Source organism: Bacillus sp. FSL W7-1346, from assembly GCF_038593335.1.
GTDB lineage: Bacteria > Bacillota > Bacilli > Bacillales > Bacillaceae > Bacillus > Bacillus altitudinis.
The window spans coordinates 1047737-1067760 of record NZ_CP151988.1; the positions used below are offsets into that span (position 1 = coordinate 1047737).

Consider the following 20024-nt stretch of genomic DNA (forward strand, 5'->3'; position numbering starts at 1 on the left):
CATGAAAAAATGGATTTGGATGATAACAGTATTAACAGCGATTGCTGTCCTTGCTGCCTGTGGTAACCAAGGAAAAACAGCGGGAACGAATGAGGAAACCGTAACAGTAAAGGATATGTTGAATAAAGACGGTGTGAAAATCAAGAAAAACCCGAAAAAAGTCGTCGTCTTTGATATGGGAAGTCTCGATACACTTGATAAGCTTGGTGTCAACGTGACAGCCTTACCAAAACAAGTGATTCCTCACTATTTATCTAAATATGAAAGTGACAAATATGAGAATGTCGGCGGCTTAAAAGAGCCAAACTTTGAGAAAATTGCAGAAATCAAGCCTGATTTGATCATTATTCAGCATCGTCAAGCAGATGCATTTGATGAATTTTCTAAAATTGCTCCGACGATTTATATGGATGTAGATAACGCAAACTACATGGAATCATTTAAAAAGAATGCTGAAACATTAGGGAAGATTTTTTATAAGGAAGACAAAGTCAAAAAAGAACTTTCTGCCATTGACCAAAAAGTAGATGCATTAAAGAAACAAGCCAAAAAGTTAAAGAAAAATGGTCTCGTCATTATGGCGAACGACAGCAAAATGACGGCATTTGGTCCTAAGTCAAGATATGGTCTGATCCATGATGTATTTGGCATCACACCAGCAGATCAAAAGCTAGAGCCATCTGATAAACATGGACAAAGCATTTCGTATGAGTATATGGTCAAAACGAACCCAGATTACTTATTTGTCGTGGATCGCGGCGCGGCAATTGGAGAAGAAACGTCTGCGAAACAGCTTGTTGAAAATGATTATGTGAAATCAGTCAAAGCGGTTAAAAACAATCATGTGGTGTATTTAAACTCTGACATGTGGTATTTAGCGGGCGGCGGCCTTGAATCATTGAATGCGATGATTGATGAAGTGAAAAAAGGAATTGAACAAAAGTAATGGATGATAAGCTGCTCATTTTGAGCAGCTTTTTTATTGTGGATACATAAAAATATGTTGCATGCAGGAAACTTTCGTCAAAATATGTTATAGTGGAACCTACATTGTGAGACTAAGATAGAGTGAGGGTTCGGAAAGGATGAAGGAGAAAACAAGATCAAAAAGAAGGCTAAGACCTTGGGTGAAAGTCGTGCTGTTTATCATGGCATTTGTCATGATCATGGCAGTATCTGTCACAGGATACGCATACTATAAAATTTCAAAAGCGTCGAATAAAGCGCAAGTATCTTTAGAAAGAGGAGAGACCTCGCAAAAGCGTGTGAAAGCTTTTGATCCAGGAAAGGATAGCTTTTCGGTGCTGCTCTTAGGGATTGACAGCCGTCCAGGTGAAACGGTAGACGAAGCAAGAAGTGATGCGGTCTTACTGGCGACGGTGAATCGAACAGACAAAACGATCAAGCTCCTAAGTATTCCTCGTGATTCTTATGTTGATATACCGGGGAGAGGATATGATAAAATTGCTCACGCCCATGCGTTTGGGAGTGCAGATTTATCAGTCAAAACGGTAGAGAATTTGTTAAACATCCCGGTAGACTATGTGATTGCAGGAAACTTTAAGGCGTTTCAAGACATTGTCGATGAGCTAAATGGAATTGACGTAACGATTGAAGATGAAGGCATTGCAAAACAAATGGAGAAGGATTCAAAAGGAAAAGTTCATGTGGAAACAGGCACGCATACGCTCAGTGGTGAAGAAGCATTAGCGTTTGTGAGAACGAGAAAGGCAGATAGTGATCTCATGCGCGGAAAGCGCCAAATGGAAGCACTTCAAGCCATCTTTGAAAAATCCAAATCCATTTCGTCCATACCGTCTTATGACAACATCATTGATACACTTGGGGATAACGTCTCCACCAATTTATCCATGAAACAGTTGATCGGTCTATTCCCTTTACTGAGCTCATTAAAATCAGTGGATACCATCCAGTTGAAAGGGCACGATTACCAGCCTGGGAATGTGTATTACTTTGAGTTAGATGGACCAGGATTAGAAGAAGTGAGACAAGAGCTGAGAAAACAGCTCGAATTGTCATAATGGAGAAAGAGCCTGCCGCTGTGGCAGGCTTTTTTTTAATAATAGAGGGTTGCAGGCATCGTTGGGTACCACACACCATTTAAAGCAAGCGCCCAGCCATACACCTTTTGACCTGATTCAATCTTGTCCTTTACCGAAGTGAGCGCTTCGTATGAAAAGACTTGATAAGACTGTCCGGTTTTTTTAGCGACAATGACCGATAGAATATTGTCATTGAATACACTTGGCTCTTCGTCCGTACTCGTCCAAGCAATTCGATTATAGTAATTCATGTTGAAAGGATTTTCGAGTGCTTTCACTTCAAACTTCACTCGTTTTCCAACGATAGAAACCGTTGTATAGGCTACACTTGTTATTTGTGCAGATGCTGCTGGGCCTTGTTTTCCTGTTTGCAGTGGTTCTAATGCTGACACTGTGCTTGGCACAAGCAATCCTGCTGCTAAGGTGAGTGCTGTTATTTTTTTGAACATGAGTTTGGAACCTCCTAATTTTTGGTATAATAATCAATTCGCCAAAAAGTGAAGAGTTCCTTCTATAAATGTAAAATATAACCAAATTATTTTCCTGAATGGAGAAAATAATGGGTGAGCATTTCTTCTACACGATGACGTATACGGGGATTAAAATATTTATGCTTTTCTTCATAGCCATTGATCAGAAATAAATATGTCGTAAATCCTTCATCGTGTTCAATTTGCTGTACGTTCATTTTTTCTTTACGTAACTGTTGTTTCAGTTGATAAAGGGCTTTTTGTGCTTCTTTTAATGAAGAGGTGACTAGCTGAATATATGGTTCATTTAGTTTGAATGTTTGATGTTTTTTAAGGTACGTCAAATCACGATTGAGGATGGAGATGACCATTGGAAGAAAGATGGCTTGTTCCATCATCTGAAGTTGTACGCTTGATAATCTCGTCATGTCCATGCCTGCTTTCTTTATATATAGAACATTTGTTCTTATTTATTATATCGGATGAGTTAAAAAATCTCAAGGGGGGGCTGAGAGGGATTCATTTGTATATTTTTATGTTTTCCATGTAAAATGAAAGATAGACAAACCTTGAAGGAGTCAAACAAGTTGCCATTATTTCTTTCTATATTTACTCATGAAAATATCACATCATTTTTTGAAAGCTACAAGGCTTTTGGACCCATTGTGGCTATATTACTCCCTTTAATAGAAGCATTTCTACCGTTTTTACCTCTCGTGGCATTTGCGGTGGCCAATGCAAATGCTTTTGGGCTATGGGAAGGCTTTTTATTGACCTGGATTGGTGCAAGTGCAGGGTCTATCCTTGTCTTTTTACTGATCAGAAAATTTGGACAGATGAGGATGTTGAACTTTATTAGCAGACACCCTTCTATTCAAAAGCTAATGCTTTGGGTTGAAAAGCGGGGATTTGGTCCGTTGTTTATTTTACTCTGCTTTCCTTTTACACCGTCTGCTGCAGTTAATGTCGTAGCAGGTCTATCAAGAATCAGCGTCTGGCAGTTCTCATTAGCTGCTTTATCAGGGAAGTGTGTCATGCTCTTTATTATTAGTTTTATCGGCTATGACATTTCAGCTTTAGTAAAGAATCCGTTAAGAAGTGTTTTTGCGGTTCTAGTCATTGCTTTATTATGGTATGTTGGAAAGAGAGTAGAAAATAGGTTGAATATTCGGATGAGTCAGCGTGAGGACAAAGGAGGCTCTTAATGAAAAAGAAGCCATTGCTATGGTTCATGATTATTACATGCATCGTCTTGTTGTTCCAAGTAAAGAATTTCATGTTTGTCACGTACAAAGTAGAAGGGGTTAGTATGGACCCGACATTTACAGATGGAACAGAATTATTAATTAACAAGTTCTCGCCAAAACTCACGAAAATTAGCCGGTTTGACTATGTATTATTTCATGGCCCTAAAAATCAAATCTTGATCAAACGGGTCATTGGGCTTCCAGGAGAAACAATCAAATATGAAGATGATCAACTGTTTGTTGATGGTGTAAAGTGGAAAGAGCCGTATTTAAAAGAGCAGAAAAAACATAAAATGGGCAACGTCCTAACAGGTGATTTTCAGCTGAAAGCCATCACCGGTCGTCAGAACATACAAAACAATCATTACTTCGTGATCGGAGATAATCGAATACATAGCTTTGACAGCCGGCATTTTGGAACGATCTCAAAGGATCAAGTAGTCGGTGTAAAAAGGAATCATGATGAATAAAAAAGAGCTGCTCTGCATAAGTAGAGCGGCTCTTTCTATTTAGCGGTTTTATAATCAGTCTGTCTTTTTGCCCAGACATGATGTAAGAAACGAAAAAACGGTGGCAGCATGGCGATGACCAAAATAATTCTGACGACTTGTACAGCCACAACAAATGTGGAATCCTCATGAAGTGTAACAGCTGTTGTGGCCATTTCTGCAATACCGCCAGGCGAAAAAGCAAGAATGGCTGTAATGACAGAAATACCTGTTATTTCTGCGATGGCAATTGAACTGAGAACGGTCGCAGCAATCAATCCGGCTGAGCTGACGACGGCCACAATCAAGGTATTTTTTAACCCGACAAACATTTGTTTATTCATTTTTGACCCGATGGTTGCCCCTAGAAATACCTGTGACGCAATGTTCGCTTGGGCTGGCCAATAAGGAATCAAATCATGACCTGTCAAGGCGCCTGCCCCTACTTGGAGAGCCGCTACACCTAACATACTGCCGATCAGCCAAGGGGCGGGAAAGTGAAGACGCACGGCTAGGCGTGACATCAGCCATGCCCCTAAAATGAGTGCAGCAGTCCAAGATATGTTTGATATTGTGAAAACGCCTGATGAGAAGGCGCTGCCTTGGGCGACTACCGCATCTGATTGGCTTTTTGTATTTAAATAAAATACCGTAAATGGAATGGTCAGTACGACCATTAACACACGTATCGTTTGTACGAGACTCACTACAGCTGTATTTGCTCCAACCTCTTGGGCGATGCCCGGCATAGCGGAAAGACCGCCGGGGGCAGTGCCGACAAAGCTAGTCAGCATATCTGTTTTACTCAGCTTCCATAAGACAAACCCGGAGAGCATGGCTAATAAAATAGAAAAGACGAGCATGAAACTCACGGGAAGCCAATTTTCAGCGAAAATGTGAAGGACTTTCATGTTCATTTTTTGTCCTAGTTCGATTCCGAGAATGAATTGACCAAGGAGTAGCCATCTGCTGTGAATACGTAAGGTATTCTTTCCTTTACGCTGAAACAGGGCGGGACGGCGCAGGGCAATAAATGCAGCTGTCATTAATGTGCCAATCATCCAGCCGATAGACATCCCTGTTAGAGATAAAAGGAATCCACCTAAACCGCTTACCGCAATCAAAATGAGATCGGTTCGAAGGCTGTTTCCTTGCTTCATCACGTATAAACCTTCTTCCTGTATATTTGTTCAGTAAGTGAAATGTTGTTATCTTCACTATAATACAAAAGTCTCTATAAATAAAATACGAATTTTTTTAGTATTTTCATAAGATTATCTTATGGTTAACTCTGTTAGAAAAAATTGTTTTTGATATAAATGACATATAATTTTTGTCAAAAACAAATACAATATACAACGATTTTCCCCTATTTTTGTTATCAGTTGACTATCATTTTCAATTACACTACAATGCTTAGTGTGAGGTGATGACATGAAAATTCCTTCTTTTAAATATAATGAAAAGGGATTGAACCGCTTTTTCGGTCCTTTAGAAGGAAGGATTATGGAGATCCTTTATCAAGGTGAGGATATGCCGATTAAAGAGGTACAGCAGAAGCTGTCAGATGAGAAGCCAATTAATTTCAACACGGTCATGACGGTACTCAATCGATTAACCGAAAAAGGAATTGTGGAAAAGAAAACAAAAGGGCGTTCATCTATCTATAACCCTGTTTTAACAAAAGAAGAATTTCTAAATGAGCAAACGAAATGGATTACTCAAGGACTGATGGATGATTTCGGCCCCCTTGCAGTCAATCATATGGTGGACGCAATTGAAAGTGCTGATCCTGAATTACTGAAGGTACTCGAAGCAAGGCTTGCATCCAAAAAAGAGGAGAAACGACATGATTAAAATGAAGTCGAGTCTGCTGTTTTTAGGCGGTATATTGATTGGCTTAGTGATCTTTTACCAGATGGGCTATTATGTACTCTCAAGCTTTTTTGGCTGGAATCAAGCATATAACCTGATCCATGTATGTCAATCTGTTCTCGAATTTTATGGATTCACTCCTTTAAAGTATTTTCTGGATGCGTTCGTCTTGTATACGCTTGGTTTTGCCGTTTTCTATATGACGAAGCAGGTCAGAAAGTATCTTCATTTCAAAAGAAATATGATGATGGCAGTCGATCAACATTCAACGCAAAGTCTATCAGACAATTATAGAAATGAGATCATTGTGTTTCATTGCCATGAACCGCTTGCTTTCGCAATGGGGATGCTTCGGCCAAAAGTGTATCTCTCAACAGCGCTTATAGACATGCTGGATGAAGGGGAAATCGATGCTGTTGTCTATCACGAATTACATCACAAATACAGCTACGATCCTTTAAAGACTTTCGCTTTCTCTATGCTCACAAAAGTGATTTGGTACATTCCTGTGTTAAAGCATATGAGACAAAGTTACTCCGTTTTTCGTGAGGTCATTGCAGATGACTATGCCATTCAACAGACAGGGACTGAGCTAGGAGTAGGGCAAGCCCTTTTGAAACTCATTAAAAATAGAACCCAGTTTCAAAAACAAACGAAATTTGCCGTGTCCTTTGGAGATCGAGCATTGAATTTAAGAATCCAAAAAATCTTAAACCCAACATACAACATACCGTTCAATGTACCACTTATCCCAATTGTGACATCAACCATCCTCATGTTGGTCTTAATGATTATGCTCAACTTAAATTACTAATTTTTTTTACGAATGAACATTACATGATGTAGTGTAAAAATGGGAGGAAATCACTATATGAAAACAAATCAAGAAATAGGAACACTTTTTGTACGCGTCATCTTAGGCATTATTTTCTTTTTACATGGACTTCAAGCATATCAAGGTGGACTAGGAGGCACTGCTGCATTTTTTGGTCAAATTGGTGTTCCTGAATTTATGGCCTATATTGTCAAAACAATTGAACTGGTTGGTGGAATTGCCCTGATTCTAGGTTTAGGCACACGTCTTTTCGCAGCTTTATTTGTACCAATTATGGCTGTAGCCATTATCACAGTTGGTTTTGCAAGAGGATTTGTAGGCGGTTATGAATTTGAACTTTCTTTAATGGTCATGGCGCTTTACTTGACACTTAGTGGCAGCAAGATGCTATCGATTGATGGATTGTTAAAACAACAGCAACAAAGCAATGAAGCAAAATTTCATTAAATAACAAAAAACTCCTTCTGCGATTTGTAGCAGAGGAGTTTTTTTATGGTCAAAAGGTCGTTTTATCATTAAAAAAGGAAAAGCGAAGAGGCGTTTTGATGATGACAGCCCTTTATTTCACATATTGAATGAGCAAAAAAGCAATTTCATTTTTTGACGGAACATACGATCTCCTATTAAAATAGGGGGTAACTAAGAAACATGGTGCGTTAAAAGATATAGAAACCAGACAGCATGCTGCTGTTCATCTTGAGCAATACGCTTCATTAATTCCTTTGTTCCTTGATCACGGACATAGTCTGATACCGTTAAGTAAAAATCGACTGTTTTTTGTTCGTCTTTAAAGGCAAATAAGAGACCTTCCCTAAATTGGTCTGGACAAGGCTCTGTTATGCTTGGTTTGTGGTTTTTACCAGTCAAAGAATAGTATAGCTTTGTAAATAGCTGATAATGTCTGACTTCATCCTGACGTATTTCTTGAATGATTTTTTTCGCTTCAGGATTTTTTGCTTTTTGTGCAAGTTTTTCATAGCATTGGATCGCAGAATATTCGCCATTGATGGCCTTTTCAAGGTCTGCAATGATCCTTGTGTTTTGGCGCATGTCATATGGCGAGTAGTCATAATAACCGTAATACATGATATTGCCAGCCTCCTTTTAGATCATGATGGTTTATGATATGAAAAGAGTCGGGAAAGGTGCCTATCTTCTTTTCAATCGGAGGAGAAAGGGGAGGTGATAGGAAAATAGCTATTTACCTTTATTTTCGCTAGAATATGAGTACATAAGAAAGGTGTTGTGGAACGTGGAGATTCAGTTTTTAGCAGGCAGATCGGGGAGTGGAAAAACGACTGCAATTCTAGAAGAAATCAAAGAACAACTGCGGCTTGATCCGCTGGGTCCGCCAATCATTTTTTTAGTCCCGGATCAAATGACATTTTTAATGGAATATGAGCTTGCAAAAACGTCTGAAGCTGGTGGAATGATCAGGGCCAAAGTCTTTAGTTTTACTCGGCTTGCCTGGTCTATATTACAGCAGACTGGCGGTGCGAACCGTCAATTTGTCACAAGCACAGGAATTCAAATGCTCTTAAGAAAAGTAATAGAAGAACAGAAAGACAAGTTTAAGGTATTCAAAAAGGCGAGTGATAAACCGGGATTTGTTGAGCAAATAGAAAAGACGATGGCTGAATTCAAAAGGTACTGTATGATGCCGGAGGATATTGAAAAAATCTCGGCATCCAGCATGCATTCAGAGTATACAGAAGAAAGACGTGCGGCGGAAAAATTGCATGATCTTCATGTTCTTTATCAGCAGATGGAGCAGCATCTGCAAGATGAGTATGTGCACTCAGAGGATTACTTGACACTTCTGGCTCAGCAAATTCCTTTATCAGAAGAATTGAGAGGGGCACACATTTATATAGATGGTTTTTATCAGTTTACCCCCCAGCAGCTTCTTGTCATTGAACAGCTTTTGCTACATGCAGAAAAAATAACAGCTGCATTCACAGTGGATCGTTCCTATCATGACACGCAGCCAAATGAACTTGATTTATTTCGCATGACAGGTAAGACATATTCCCAGCTTTATCAGTTGGCCAAAGAGTGCGGAGCGGCTATTTCTGAGAACATTTTGGAGAGAAATAAGCGGCATCTTCATACCCCAGATCTAGCTTATTTAGAAAATCAATATGAACAGAGACCTTTGCAGCCATATCAAGAAGAAACGCCTCACCTTACCGTATCGAAAAGTGCAAATAAACGAGCTGAAATTGAGGGAGTAGCGAGAGATATTCTTGATTTAGTAAGAGGGGAAGGTCTTAGGTTACGAGACATCTCAATTGTTGCAAGACATGTAGACGACTATAAAGATACGTTAAAAGAGGTGTTTCGAGATTACGATATTCCTTTCTTTATTGATGGAAATGAATCGATGCAGTATCATCCGCTCATTGAGTTCATTCGTTCGAGCCTCGATGTCATAAAAGGGAACTGGCGGTATGAGGCGGTGTTTCGCTGTGTGAAAACGGAGTTCTTATTTCCGCTTGAACTCGCCAAAAACAAAGCGAGAGAACAGGCGGATCAGCTTGAAAACTATTGTATTGCTTACGGTGTAAAAGGTGAACGCTGGACGAATGGTTCACGCTTTCATTATCGCCGCTTCCAATCACTAGATGAAGATTTTGGACAAACCGATCAAGAAATAGAAATGGAGCAAATGCTGAATGATGTAAAAGAATGGATTGTTCCGCCTCTCTTTCAATTGCAAAAAAGGTTGAAAAAAGCGCAAAAGCTAAGAGACATGGTGGAGGCAGTGTATGTCTTTCTAGAGGAAGCCCAAGTGCCAGAAAAGCTTGAAAAGGCAAGGCTTGAGGCAGAAGAAGCAGGCAGGTTAGCTGAAGCGATGCAGCATGGGCAAGTATGGGATGCTGTCATTCAATTAATGGATGAATTTGTTGAAATGCTGGGCGAGGAGGAGCTCTCATTTCCATTATTTCAACAGATGATGGATACAGGACTGTCCTCTCTCAAGTTCGCTTTGATTCCCCCTTCACTTGATCAAGTGTTTATCGGAAGTATGGATTTATCCAGAATGTATCAAGTAAAGTGTACGTTTGTCATTGGAGTAAATGATGGAGTTATACCTGCACGGCCCTCTGATGAAAGTGTATTGTCTGAAGACGACCGGGAATGGTTAAAACGGGCAGGAGCAGAGCTGGCAGAGACAGGGAAGGAACGGCTGCTGGATGAACAATTTTTGATATATCAAGCGCTGTCCAGTCCATCGCACTACCTGTATGTATCCTATTCAGCTTCAGATACGGAAGGGCGGTCTCTTTTGCCTTCGACCCTCATCAAGTATTGTGAGGAACTGATGCCAAACCATCAGCAAGCCCTCTATGTGTTAGATCCAGAGCAGTTGGATGATCAGGAGCAATTAAAATTTGTAACAAACGAGCATGTCTCGTTATCCTATACCGTTTCGCAGCTGCAACAATGGCTCAACCAATATCCGATCAGCGGCGTATGGTGGAGTGTATATAATCATTTGATGACCTCTTCCAACCGCGACGTATCAAAAAAAATCATGTCCAGCTTGTTCTTTACAAATAGAGCGACACGTTTAAAGCCGAATGTCACAAAAGAACTTTACGGTGACCATATTCAGGGCAGTGTTTCAAGAATGGAGAAATTCAATGCATGTGCATTTTCTCATTTTGCTTCCCACGGGCTAAAACTAAAAGATCGACAATTTTACAAATTAGAAGCACCTGATATCGGCCAGCTCTTTCACTCAGCTTTAAAACTGATTTCAGATACGCTTGTTGAACAAAAAAAGGATTGGAAAAACTTAACGAAGGAAGATTGTGTGACCTACTCAAGGCATGCAATTGAACAGTTGGCTCCACGTCTGCAAAAAGAAATTTTATTAAGCTCTAATCGGCATGCTTATATAAAAGAAAAGCTTCAAAAAATCCTCATCAGGGTGTCTTCTATATTAAGCGAACATGCAAAAGTGAGCGGATTCTCTCCGGTTGGACTTGAGTTAGGTTTTGGAGGTCAAGGACCTCTGCCGCCGTTTACTTTTCAATTAAAAAACGGCTGCACGATGGAGCTTGTTGGAAGGATTGACCGAGTGGATAAAGCAGAAGGATCAAAAGGACTTCTATTAAGAATTGTCGACTATAAGTCCAGTGAGAAGGGGCTTGATCTAGCAGAAGTTTACTACGGTTTAGCCTTGCAAATGCTCACTTATTTAGACCTGACCATTACGTATTCTAAAGAATGGCTTGGCATGGAAGCGACACCGGCAGGAATTTTATACTTCCATATTCATGACCCGCTGATTCAAGCGCCTATTCCGCTTGGAGAAGATGCAATTGAGCAGGAAATATTGAAGAAATTTAAAATGAAGGGTCTATTGCTCGAAGATGTGGAAGCAGTGAAGTTGATGGATCAAACACTCGAATCAGGAAGATCACAAGTCATCCAAGCTGGTTTGAAAAAGGATGGTTCTTTCCGATCTGACTCTGCGGTATTAAGTGAAGATCATTTTCACATTCTCACAAAACACGTTCGGCGAACCTTTGAAGAGGCAGGAGAAAGAATTACAAGCGGTGAGGTAGAAATAAACCCATATAAATTAAAGGATCAAACCCCTTGCCGCTTTTGCTCCTTTAAGTCTATTTGCCAATTTGATGAATCAATAGAAGATAATGAATTTAGGGTGCTCACCTCTGAGAAGGATGATGTCATGTTAGACCGGATCAAAAAAGAAGGGGATCAGTATGCAAATACCAAAACCGAATAACAGTACTTGGACAGATGACCAATGGAACGCCATCGTTTCAGAAGGACAAGATATTCTTGTTGCTGCGGCGGCAGGGTCAGGGAAAACAGCGGTCTTGGTTGAACGACTCATTCGAAAAATGACTCGGCCGGAGCAGCCAGTTGATGTGGACAGGCTGCTCGTAGTGACTTTTACCAATGCTTCAGCAGCAGAAATGAAGCACCGGATCACTGAAGCACTTGAAAAAGAACTATCTAAAAACCCTGGATCACTTCATATGCGGAGACAGCTGTCACTTATGAATCGTGCCAATATTTCTACCTTGCACTCTTTTTGTTTGCAAGTTCTCCGTACCTTTTATTATGAGATTGACCTTGATCCAGGTTTTCGTTTGGCTGATCAAACAGAAGGAGAATTATTAGGAGATGAAGTGTTAGATGAACTGTTTGAGGATGAGTATAAGGCTGGAAAGCCGTCATTCTTTGAACTCGTTGATCGTTACACATCTGATCGGCATGATTTAGATCTTCAATGGCTTGTCAAAAGAATTTATGAGTTTTCTAGGTCACATCCAGCTCCCGAACAATGGATGCGGGCATTCCTTTCTCTTTATGATGTGGATACACAGACAAAGGTAGAAGAATTACCCTTTTATCCATATATCAAAGAGGACCTTTCTCTCGTTTTAAGAAGCTGTCAGGAACTGCTGGAACAAGCGCTCACTTTATCAAAAGAGCCGGGCGGTCCAGCACCGAGAGCAGAGAATTTTATAGATGATTTAGAGCAAGTAAATGAATTAATAAGGCATCAAGATGATTTTGGGACACTTTATGAGCTTTTGCCAAACATCAATTTTAAAAGGTTAAAGACTTGCAAAGGGGATGACTATGACCCGGCTCTGTTAGAAAAAGCAACAGATGCACGCAATCAAGCCAAAAAACAATTAGAAAAGCTAAAAGATGAATACTTTATGCGCAGTCCCGATCAGCATTTAAAAAGCTTGGCTGAAATGAAGTCAGTTGTAGAAACACTTGTAGAGCTTGTGATTCAATATGGAGAGCGTTTCGAGAGAGCAAAACAAGAAAAATCAATCGTAGACTTTTCTGATCTAGAACATTATTGTTTGCGCATTTTAGCGAAGCAGGACGCAGAAGGAAATCTCATTGAAACAGAAGCGGCTAAGTACTATCAACAGCAATTTGAAGAAGTACTCGTGGATGAATACCAGGATACAAACCTTGTCCAAGAAACGATTTTAAAGCTTGTGTCTAAAGGGAAACATCCTGCCGAAGGCAACCGCTTTATGGTTGGTGATGTGAAGCAGTCCATTTATCGCTTTAGACTTGCAGAGCCGATGCTCTTTTTAAATAAATATAAACAATTTAAAGCAGACAGCAATGAAACAGGTAAAAGAATTGATCTAAATAAAAACTTCCGTAGCCGGGCTGATGTATTAGACAGTACCAACTTTCTGTTCAAACAGCTGATGGGAGAAACAGTTGGAGAAATTGAATATGACGAACAAGCTGAATTAAAGCTTGGAGCGAGTTATCCGCAAAGCGAAGACACGACGACAGAAATGCTTCTTGTTCATTTAGATCAGCACGACACAGAAAGCGATGAAGAACGAGAAGAGCTAGAGACGGTTCAATTTGAGGCGAGAGTGATTGCAAAGAAAATAAAAGAATTGGTAGAACAGCCTTTTCAAGTGTACGATGCAAAACAGCAGCTGACCCGCAACTTGCAGTATCGAGACATTGTGATCTTGCTTCGATCAATGCCGTGGGCTCCGCAAATGATGGAAGAGTTGAAGAAGCAGGGAATCCCTGTTTATGCGAATCTTTCCTCAGGTTATTTCGAAGCTACAGAAGTATCTGTCATTCTTTCTTTGTTAAAAGTGATTGATAATCCATATCAAGATATTCCGCTCGCTGCTGTTTTAAGGTCACCTATTGTTCATTTAGACGAAAATGAGATGGCACTGATTAGAACCAGTGATAAAAAAGGCACTTATTATGATGCTGTGAAGGCATTTATGAGTGTGACACACTCTGATCATCCGACGTGCAGAAAGCTGGAGCGTTTCTTCCTTCAATTACGCAAATGGCGTGATTTATCTATTCAGCATTCGGTAGCAGAACTGATTTGGGAAGTGTACCGAGATACACAATATCTAGATTATGTCGGCGGGATGCCAGGAGGCAAGCAAAGACAGGCAAACCTTCGGGCTTTATATGATCGAGCAAAACAGTATGAAAAGGCTGCTTTTAGAGGGCTGTTTCGATTTCTTCGATTTATTGAAAGAATGCAAGAGCGTGGAGATGATCTTGGAGCGGCAAAAACGTTCAGTGAAACAGAGGATGTTGTCCGCATGATGACCATTCATAGCAGTAAAGGACTCGAATTCCCTGTTGTGTTTACTGCAGGACTTGGCAGGAACTTTAATATGATGGATCTAAATCAGTCCTACTTGCTCGATAAAGAACTAGGTTTTGGCAGCAAATATATTCATCCTGAGCTGAGAATTAGTTATGCAACATTACCGCTGATCGCGATGAAAAAAAAGATGAGAAAAGAACTATTATCTGAAGAACTGAGGGTTCTATATGTGGCGCTCACAAGGGCGAAAGAAAAATTATTTTTAGTCGGTTCTGTCAAAAATCAAGTGAAAGCTTTAAGCAAGTGGCAAAATGCCGCAAACGGAGACGACTGGCTCCTCCCTGATTTTGAACGTTATCAAGCGAGAACATACTTAGATTTTATTGGCCCTGCTCTTATCCGTCATCAAGCGATGTCATCTCTTTTAGAAGAATCGAGAGAAGTCGTTCTCTCTCATCCATCATCATTTTCTATCACCTTTCATCAAGCGTCCGATCTTCTAAAAGAAGACATGTTACTTGAAAAACAAAAACAAGACGAAGTGGTACAAGCATTAATGGAAGGTGTGCCTGTTCAAGGATATGGCGATTACGAGGAGGAAGTAAAAGAAAGACTTACATGGCGTTATCCATATTTAGCGGCCTCCCAAGTAGGGACAAAGCAGTCAGTTTCTGAGATCAAAAGAATGAAAGAAATACAGGATGAATACAGTGTGCCTTCTTCCGTTCGAAAAGCTCGTGTGACATTGTACGAACGACCGGCTTTTATGAAGAAAAAAACACTCACAGCCGCAGAACAAGGGACGGCCATGCATACAGTCATGCAGCATATCCCTCTTCCTTCAAATGAACCATATGATGAATCTCGTGTAGAAGAGCTGCTCCATTCTTTAAAAGAGAAAGACTTACTAACAGATGAACAAATCCAGTCCATCAATCGAGAAGGAATTGTGGCCTTCTTTTCTACTGCTATTGGTCAAAAACTGCGGAAAGCGGACTGGGTGAAACGAGAAGTATCGTTTAGTATGGTTTTACCGGTTAAAGAGGTATACAGCCATATTGATGCAGAAGGTGAACCTGTGCTCATTCAAGGAATGATTGATTGTTTATTTGAAGCAGATGGCAAGCTCTATTTACTTGATTATAAAACAGATCGAGTGACTGGCAGATTCTCAGGTGGCTTAGAGGAAGCTGAAGCGATGTTAAAAAAACGCTATGAAACGCAAATATCGTTGTATACAGCAGCGGTAGAGCGTTTAACAAACAGAACATTAGAGGAGAAAATCCTTTATTTCTTTGATGGAAATCTAGAAATTTCTTTATAGGTGGAATGAATGAGAGGTGAATCACATGAGGATTCTGCATACAGCGGATTGGCATCTAGGGAAAACCCTTGAAGGCCGAAGCAGGCTTGAGGAGCAAGCGGAGTTTTTAGATGAATTAAATCAAATCGTCAAGGATGAACACATTGATGTCATTGTGATGGCAGGCGATGCCTTTGATACAGTGAACCCTCCTGCTCGCGCAGAACAGCTTTTTTATGAAAGTCTGTCTGCATTATCTGATAAAGGAAAGCGTCAGGTGGTTGTGATCTCTGGCAACCATGATAACCCAGACCGTTTATCAGCCGCATCTCCTTTAACGAATGAGCAGGGGATTCATTTAATTGGATATCCGACAAATGATTTAATTCATGTCGATGTTCCTTCTGCAAGTGAACGTCTATCTATTGCCGCACTCGCTTACCCATCCGAAGCAAGGCTAAACGAGGTGCTGGCTGAAACATTTGAAGAGAAACTGCTCCGTGATCAGTACAATTTAAAAATACAACAAATGTTTCAACATTTAAGCAACCAATTTCAGGCGGATACGGTTAATATCGCAACAAGTCATATTTATGTGGCAGGTGGCAGTCAAACGGATTCGGAAAGGCCGATTGAAGTGGGAGGCGCATATACCGTTGCGGCCGAAAGTCTGCCTGAGGCGGCTTGTTATGTCGCACTGGGGCATTTGCATCGCCCCCAAACCATTAAACGTGCCAAAACGATTGCCCGCTATTCTGGCTCTCCACTTGCATACAGCTTTTCTGAAGCAGGCTACGCCAAATCAGTCACCATTGTGGATGCAAAACCGAATGAAACAGCAAGCTGGAAAGAAGTGTTTTTATCAAGCGGTAAACCACTTATGAAGTGGAAGGCGACTGAAGGGCTGAGCCAAGTACACAGTTGGCTGGATGAAAAGCGGGATCTTCAAGCCTGGATTGATTTAGAGATTCACTTAACAGATCAGCTGTCGATCGAACAAATTCATCAGCTTAGAAAACAGCATAGTGGATTTGTCCATATTAGACCAAAGTTTAAAGAGTTACAGCAAAAAGAAGAACAAAAACAAGTGGAAAAGCTCTCGATTGAAGAGCGGTTCGTGAAATTTTATGAGCGTCAGACAGGTGGAGGTCTACCTGATGAAAAAACCGTCAAGCTATTTTTAGAGCTTGCCAATGACATGCAAGAGGAGGAAGCGAATTGAAGCCGATCACGCTAACCATTAAAGGACTTCATAGCTTCAGAGAAGAGCAAACCATTGACTTTAGCTCCTTATGTGATGCAGGTGTGTTTGGTATTTTTGGACCGACTGGAAGCGGAAAATCGTCCATATTAGATGCCATGACACTAGCACTCTATGGCAAGGTCGAACGTGCACTCAATAATACGCATGGTATTTTGAACCAAGCTGAAGAAAAGCTGTCTGTCTCCTTTACGTTCGCTTTGCAAAGGGAACACCATATTTCTTATAAAGTGGAACGTGCCTTTAAAAGGGCAGATGAAATGAAGGTTAGAACGACGTTATGCCGATTGATTGAAATTGGTGATACGCAGACAGTTCTTGCAGATAAAGCAAGTGAGGTCAATCGTAAAATAGAAGAATTACTTGGTTTAACCATTGACGATTTTACGAGAGCGGTTGTTTTACCCCAAGGAAAGTTTGCGGAATTCCTTTCATTGAAAGGAGCCGACAGACGCCAAATGCTGCAGCGTTTGTTTAATTTGGAGAAATATGGTGATCAGCTCGTCAAACGTTTACGCGCAAAGGCTCAAAAACACTATGGTCAGAAAAACGAACTGCTGGCTGAACTGACTGGATTAGGAGAAGCTGGTCCAGAGGCATTAGCGAAAGCTAAAGAAGCAGCTGCGCAGGCGCAAGCTATTTTTCATGAGAAAAAACAAACGCGGGACGAAGCGTTCACTGCTTTTACAAAAGCGCAAGCCATCTGGCAGTATCAAAAGGAACAAGAAGCGTACGAGAAGGAACAACACAACCTCAATCTGCTGGCATCCACGATGGAAGAGAAAAAGAATCAACTTCACATTGCAGAGCAGGCAGAGACATTAAAGCCTTATGCGGATGCATTAACAAAGGCTGAAAAGCAGCTCTCTCAAGCATCAAAAGAGAAGCAGGAAGCAGAAAAACATTTACTTCATCAACGAACGATCTATGATCAAATGACGCAGGAGTATGAGCAAACGCGGCAAAAGAAAATGGAAAATGAGCCAGAGCTTCTTCAAAAGAAAGAGCAGCTGATTCAATTAAAAGAAATTGAACGAAAAAAAGAAACAGCTCTTCAGGAAAAGACCGTACTAGAGCAGCAAAACCATGAAAAAGCGCAGCAATTGACTCAAAAAAAAGCGGAAGCCGAAAACGTGCAATCTTTATTAGAGCGTGCGCTTGCGAAACAAACACAGTTGAAGCATGAGCTGGAACAATTACAAGTCTCTGTCAAAGAGCGGAAACTTGTACAAGACGCACTTCGTTTCAGTGAAAATGTTCAAAGAATGAATGTGAGCATTCAAAAGGAAGAACAAAAGATTGAGGAGCTAAGACAGCGTTCAGCACAGGCGACACAATCGTATGAAAAGCTTCAAAAACAGCAAAAAGATCATCATGAAAAAATAAATCAATCGTTTCAAGCGATAGAGCAATTGTATTTTTATGTATGTGAATTTGAACGAGGTCTTACAGAATGGAGTCATAAAGAGCAGGACAAAAAACAAGAAAAATTAAAACAGCGTGATGTTGTCAGATCGGCAGAATTAAGAAAAGAATTAGCGGCAGAGCTAGTAGACGGTGAACCATGTCCTGTTTGTGGATCGATTCATCATGATCCAAAGGCTGTGATAGACAATGTCCATGAAGAAACGGTTGCCCAAATTGATGAATGGATTGTAAAAATGGATAAAGAGCTCAAGCTGGCAGAGGAATATGCTAGAGACATGTTTGCTGCAAAGCAGCTGCTTGAAACGCATGCCAATCAATTAGTTAAACAGTTCTCCTTTTTATCTCAAAAAGCCCCCGATTCTGAAGTAGCTGCAGCAGTAGAAGCAGTACAGAATCCGCAGTCTTTGCACCAGCTGATTCAAGAATGGAAAGGCGTAAAACAAGATATTCAAGCAATCGAAAGCAAACGAGCTCGTTTAATGGACGTCACTTATGATCAAGCGGCAGAAATGAGCAAAGTCAAAGATCAACTGACATTTGAGCAGCAGCGCATACAAGAACTAGACATGCTGATCAAGGAGCTTCGATCTGAGCTTTCCGAACAACTGACGCAATTTGAACAGACCTTTCCTCACCTGACAATCAACCAAGTGCAGGAAATGCAGCAACAAATTGATGAAAAGGATCAACAAGCGGAAGGTTATCAAGAGCGTATTGAGAAGAGTATTTCTTTTCTAGAGGAAAAACAGCAGGCAAAAGAGCATCTGCAAACAGCCATATACGATCTAGAGAAGGAACTCGATAAGCTGGCGCATCAGCTGGGAAGCCAGCAACACCTGATCGATCAATATGAAACAGATTTACAGCGATATCCTTTAAAAGCCGCTTCTCTTTCTGATGAACTGGACGAAGTTCAACAATCTCTTGCTCATTTAAATGAAAAAGAACAGCAATCGTACGAGCAATTTAAGCATGCACAGCAATTATTTAGTGAGGCACAAAGCCATTTCTCAAGCAGTGAACGTCAGCTCCAAGAGGCGAAGCGGCGAAAACAAGAAGCTGAGAAAGCGTGGCAAAAAGAAACAGCATCTACTCCTTTTGCTCATCCTCAGGAGATAGCACCTGCTTTAATGGATCGATCTGTACGTCTTACAGTCAAACAGGAAATTGATGAATTTGAGGATAAAAGAAAGCAATGTGCAGCAAACTTAAAGCGAATTTCTGAACTGTTAAAAGGTGAGTCGCTGGATGAAGACGAGTGGACAGACATTCAACTAAAAAAAGAAGCGGCGGAAAAAGCGCTTGAAGAAGCGACAGCGCTGAGTGGATCTGCACAAGAGCATCTGCGAGTGATTGAAGCAAACCATCAGCGCTTTGCAAGCATTCATGAACGCCTTGAAGAACTGCAGCAAGAAATTGACCGGCTGGATAAGCTTCAAACTGTGTTTAAAGGGAATACATTTGTTGAGTTCCTAGCAGAAGAACAGCTAGAAAGTGTCAGCCGTGATGCTTCTCATCGTCTTGGGATTTTGACAAGACAAAGGTATGCCATTGAAGTCGATTCAGAGGGCGGTTTTGTGATGCGGGATGATGCCAATGGAGGTGTCAGACGTCCGGTATCCAGCTTGTCTGGGGGAGAAACTTTCCTGACGTCTTTAGCACTTGCCCTTGCTCTGTCTGCACAAATTCAGCTGAGAGGTGAGTTCCCGCTGCAATTCTTCTTCTTAGATGAAGGATTTGGTACGCTCGATCAAGACTTGTTAGATACGGTGATTACAGCATTAGAGAAGCTACAGTCTCAAAATTTGGCCGTTGGTGTGATTAGCCATGTGGAAGAATTAAAGATGAGACTGCCAAAGAAACTGATTGTCCACCCAGCAGATCCAAGCGGGAAAGGAACAACAGTCTCGATGGAATTAATGTAAAGTGAGGTG

General features: G+C 40.8%; 15 protein-coding genes. 11 read left to right on the plus strand and 4 right to left on the minus strand.

Going from position 1 to position 20024, the window contains the following annotated elements:
- Position 1: 1 nt before the first annotated feature.
- Both NST09_RS05270 and NST09_RS05275 read left to right on the plus strand, forming a co-directional pair.
- Positions 2–946 (plus strand): siderophore ABC transporter substrate-binding protein, encoded by a 945-nt coding sequence (locus NST09_RS05270; protein WP_342493414.1) that lies wholly within the window; start codon positions 2–4, stop codon positions 944–946.
- Positions 947–1085: 139 nt separating this feature from the next.
- The gene (locus NST09_RS05275; protein ID WP_007499147.1) at positions 1086–2042 is read left to right on the plus strand and encodes an LCP family protein; all 957 of its coding nucleotides are present in this window, start codon (positions 1086–1088) and stop codon (positions 2040–2042) included.
- A gap of 35 nt (positions 2043–2077) precedes the next feature.
- Here the strand turns inward: NST09_RS05275 and NST09_RS05280 are convergent, their stop codons facing one another.
- Positions 2078–2512 carry a hypothetical protein gene (locus tag NST09_RS05280; RefSeq protein WP_057079729.1) on the minus strand — a complete coding sequence of 145 codons (435 nt, stop codon included), beginning with the start codon at positions 2510–2512 and terminating at the stop codon, positions 2078–2080.
- Positions 2513–2598: 86 nt separating this feature from the next.
- Positions 2599–2961 (minus strand): hypothetical protein, encoded by a 363-nt coding sequence (locus NST09_RS05285; protein WP_017360224.1) that lies wholly within the window; start codon positions 2959–2961, stop codon positions 2599–2601.
- A gap of 159 nt (positions 2962–3120) precedes the next feature.
- On the opposite strand from NST09_RS05285, the gene NST09_RS05290 reads away from it, so the two are divergent.
- Both NST09_RS05290 and lepB read left to right on the plus strand, forming a co-directional pair.
- A complete protein-coding gene (locus NST09_RS05290) occupies positions 3121–3738 on the plus strand; it encodes a TVP38/TMEM64 family protein (RefSeq protein WP_017366969.1) in 618 nt (205 codons plus the stop codon).
- Positions 3738–4250: a signal peptidase I gene (lepB, locus tag NST09_RS05295; protein ID WP_007499139.1), complete on the plus strand. Its 513-nt coding sequence runs from the start codon at positions 3738–3740 to the stop codon at positions 4248–4250. Before NST09_RS05290 ends, lepB begins: the two co-directional genes overlap by 1 nt.
- A 35-nt stretch (positions 4251–4285) precedes the next feature.
- Here the strand turns inward: lepB and NST09_RS05300 are convergent, their stop codons facing one another.
- Positions 4286–5428 carry an AbrB family transcriptional regulator gene (locus tag NST09_RS05300; RefSeq protein ID WP_019743342.1) on the minus strand — a complete coding sequence of 381 codons (1143 nt, stop codon included), beginning with the start codon at positions 5426–5428 and terminating at the stop codon, positions 4286–4288.
- Positions 5429–5702: 274 nt separating this feature from the next.
- Here NST09_RS05300 and NST09_RS05305 point away from each other — a divergent pair, with 274 nt between their 5' ends.
- From NST09_RS05305 to NST09_RS05315, 3 genes are read left to right on the plus strand one after another with little or no spacing between them, the layout of a single operon-like run.
- Complete coding sequence (locus tag NST09_RS05305) at positions 5703–6125, plus strand: BlaI/MecI/CopY family transcriptional regulator (protein WP_007499135.1); 423 nt, start codon at positions 5703–5705, stop codon at positions 6123–6125.
- Positions 6118–6957 carry a M56 family metallopeptidase gene (locus tag NST09_RS05310; RefSeq protein ID WP_025207106.1) on the plus strand — a complete coding sequence of 280 codons (840 nt, stop codon included), beginning with the start codon at positions 6118–6120 and terminating at the stop codon, positions 6955–6957. Before NST09_RS05305 ends, NST09_RS05310 begins: the two co-directional genes overlap by 8 nt.
- 57 nt (positions 6958–7014) lie before the next feature.
- A complete protein-coding gene (locus tag NST09_RS05315; protein WP_008348626.1) occupies positions 7015–7425 on the plus strand; it encodes a DoxX family protein in 411 nt (136 codons plus the stop codon).
- Positions 7426–7617: 192 nt separating this feature from the next.
- Here NST09_RS05315 and NST09_RS05320 read toward each other — a convergent pair whose 3' ends face one another.
- Entirely contained in the window at positions 7618–8064 is a 447-nt protein-coding gene (locus NST09_RS05320) for a ferritin-like domain-containing protein (protein WP_007499129.1), read from the minus strand.
- A 166-nt stretch (positions 8065–8230) separates the two neighbouring features.
- On the opposite strand from NST09_RS05320, the gene addB reads away from it, so the two are divergent.
- The 4 genes from addB to sbcC are packed head-to-tail and all read left to right on the plus strand — an operon-like array spanning position 8231 to position 20015.
- Entirely contained in the window at positions 8231–11740 is a 3510-nt protein-coding gene (addB, locus tag NST09_RS05325; RefSeq protein ID WP_255836053.1) for a helicase-exonuclease AddAB subunit AddB, read from the plus strand.
- Entirely contained in the window at positions 11718–15422 is a 3705-nt protein-coding gene (gene addA, locus NST09_RS05330; protein ID WP_342493415.1) for a helicase-exonuclease AddAB subunit AddA, read from the plus strand. The genes addB and addA overlap by 23 nt, the downstream gene beginning before the upstream one ends.
- A gap of 25 nt (positions 15423–15447) precedes the next feature.
- Positions 15448–16623 carry an exonuclease subunit SbcD gene (gene sbcD / locus NST09_RS05335; RefSeq protein ID WP_007499123.1) on the plus strand — a complete coding sequence of 392 codons (1176 nt, stop codon included), beginning with the start codon at positions 15448–15450 and terminating at the stop codon, positions 16621–16623.
- Positions 16620–20015 (plus strand): exonuclease subunit SbcC, encoded by a 3396-nt coding sequence (sbcC, locus tag NST09_RS05340; protein WP_017360218.1) that lies wholly within the window; start codon positions 16620–16622, stop codon positions 20013–20015. Before sbcD ends, sbcC begins: the two co-directional genes overlap by 4 nt.
- Positions 20016–20024 lie beyond the last annotated feature (9 nt).

Bases quoted from the DNA above. Each gene is read 5' to 3' on its own strand.
- NST09_RS05270 (WP_342493414.1), top strand. From the start codon at position 2: ATGAAAAAATGGATTTGGATGATAACAGTATTAACAGCGATTGCTGTC.
- NST09_RS05275 (WP_007499147.1), top strand. From the start codon at position 1,086: ATGAAGGAGAAAACAAGATCAAAAAGAAGGCTAAGACCTTGGGTGAAA.
- NST09_RS05280 (WP_057079729.1), bottom strand. From the start codon at position 2,512: ATGTTCAAAAAAATAACAGCACTCACCTTAGCAGCAGGATTGCTTGTG.
- NST09_RS05285 (WP_017360224.1), bottom strand. From the start codon at position 2,961: ATGACGAGATTATCAAGCGTACAACTTCAGATGATGGAACAAGCCATC.
- lepB (WP_007499139.1), top strand. From the start codon at position 3,738: ATGAAAAAGAAGCCATTGCTATGGTTCATGATTATTACATGCATCGTC.
- NST09_RS05300 (WP_019743342.1), bottom strand. From the start codon at position 5,428: ATGAAGCAAGGAAACAGCCTTCGAACCGATCTCATTTTGATTGCGGTA.
- NST09_RS05305 (WP_007499135.1), top strand. From the start codon at position 5,703: ATGAAAATTCCTTCTTTTAAATATAATGAAAAGGGATTGAACCGCTTT.
- NST09_RS05310 (WP_025207106.1), top strand. From the start codon at position 6,118: ATGATTAAAATGAAGTCGAGTCTGCTGTTTTTAGGCGGTATATTGATT.
- NST09_RS05315 (WP_008348626.1), top strand. From the start codon at position 7,015: ATGAAAACAAATCAAGAAATAGGAACACTTTTTGTACGCGTCATCTTA.
- NST09_RS05320 (WP_007499129.1), bottom strand. From the start codon at position 8,064: ATGTATTACGGTTATTATGACTACTCGCCATATGACATGCGCCAAAAC.
- addA (WP_342493415.1), top strand. From the start codon at position 11,718: ATGCAAATACCAAAACCGAATAACAGTACTTGGACAGATGACCAATGG.
- sbcD (WP_007499123.1), top strand. From the start codon at position 15,448: ATGAGGATTCTGCATACAGCGGATTGGCATCTAGGGAAAACCCTTGAA.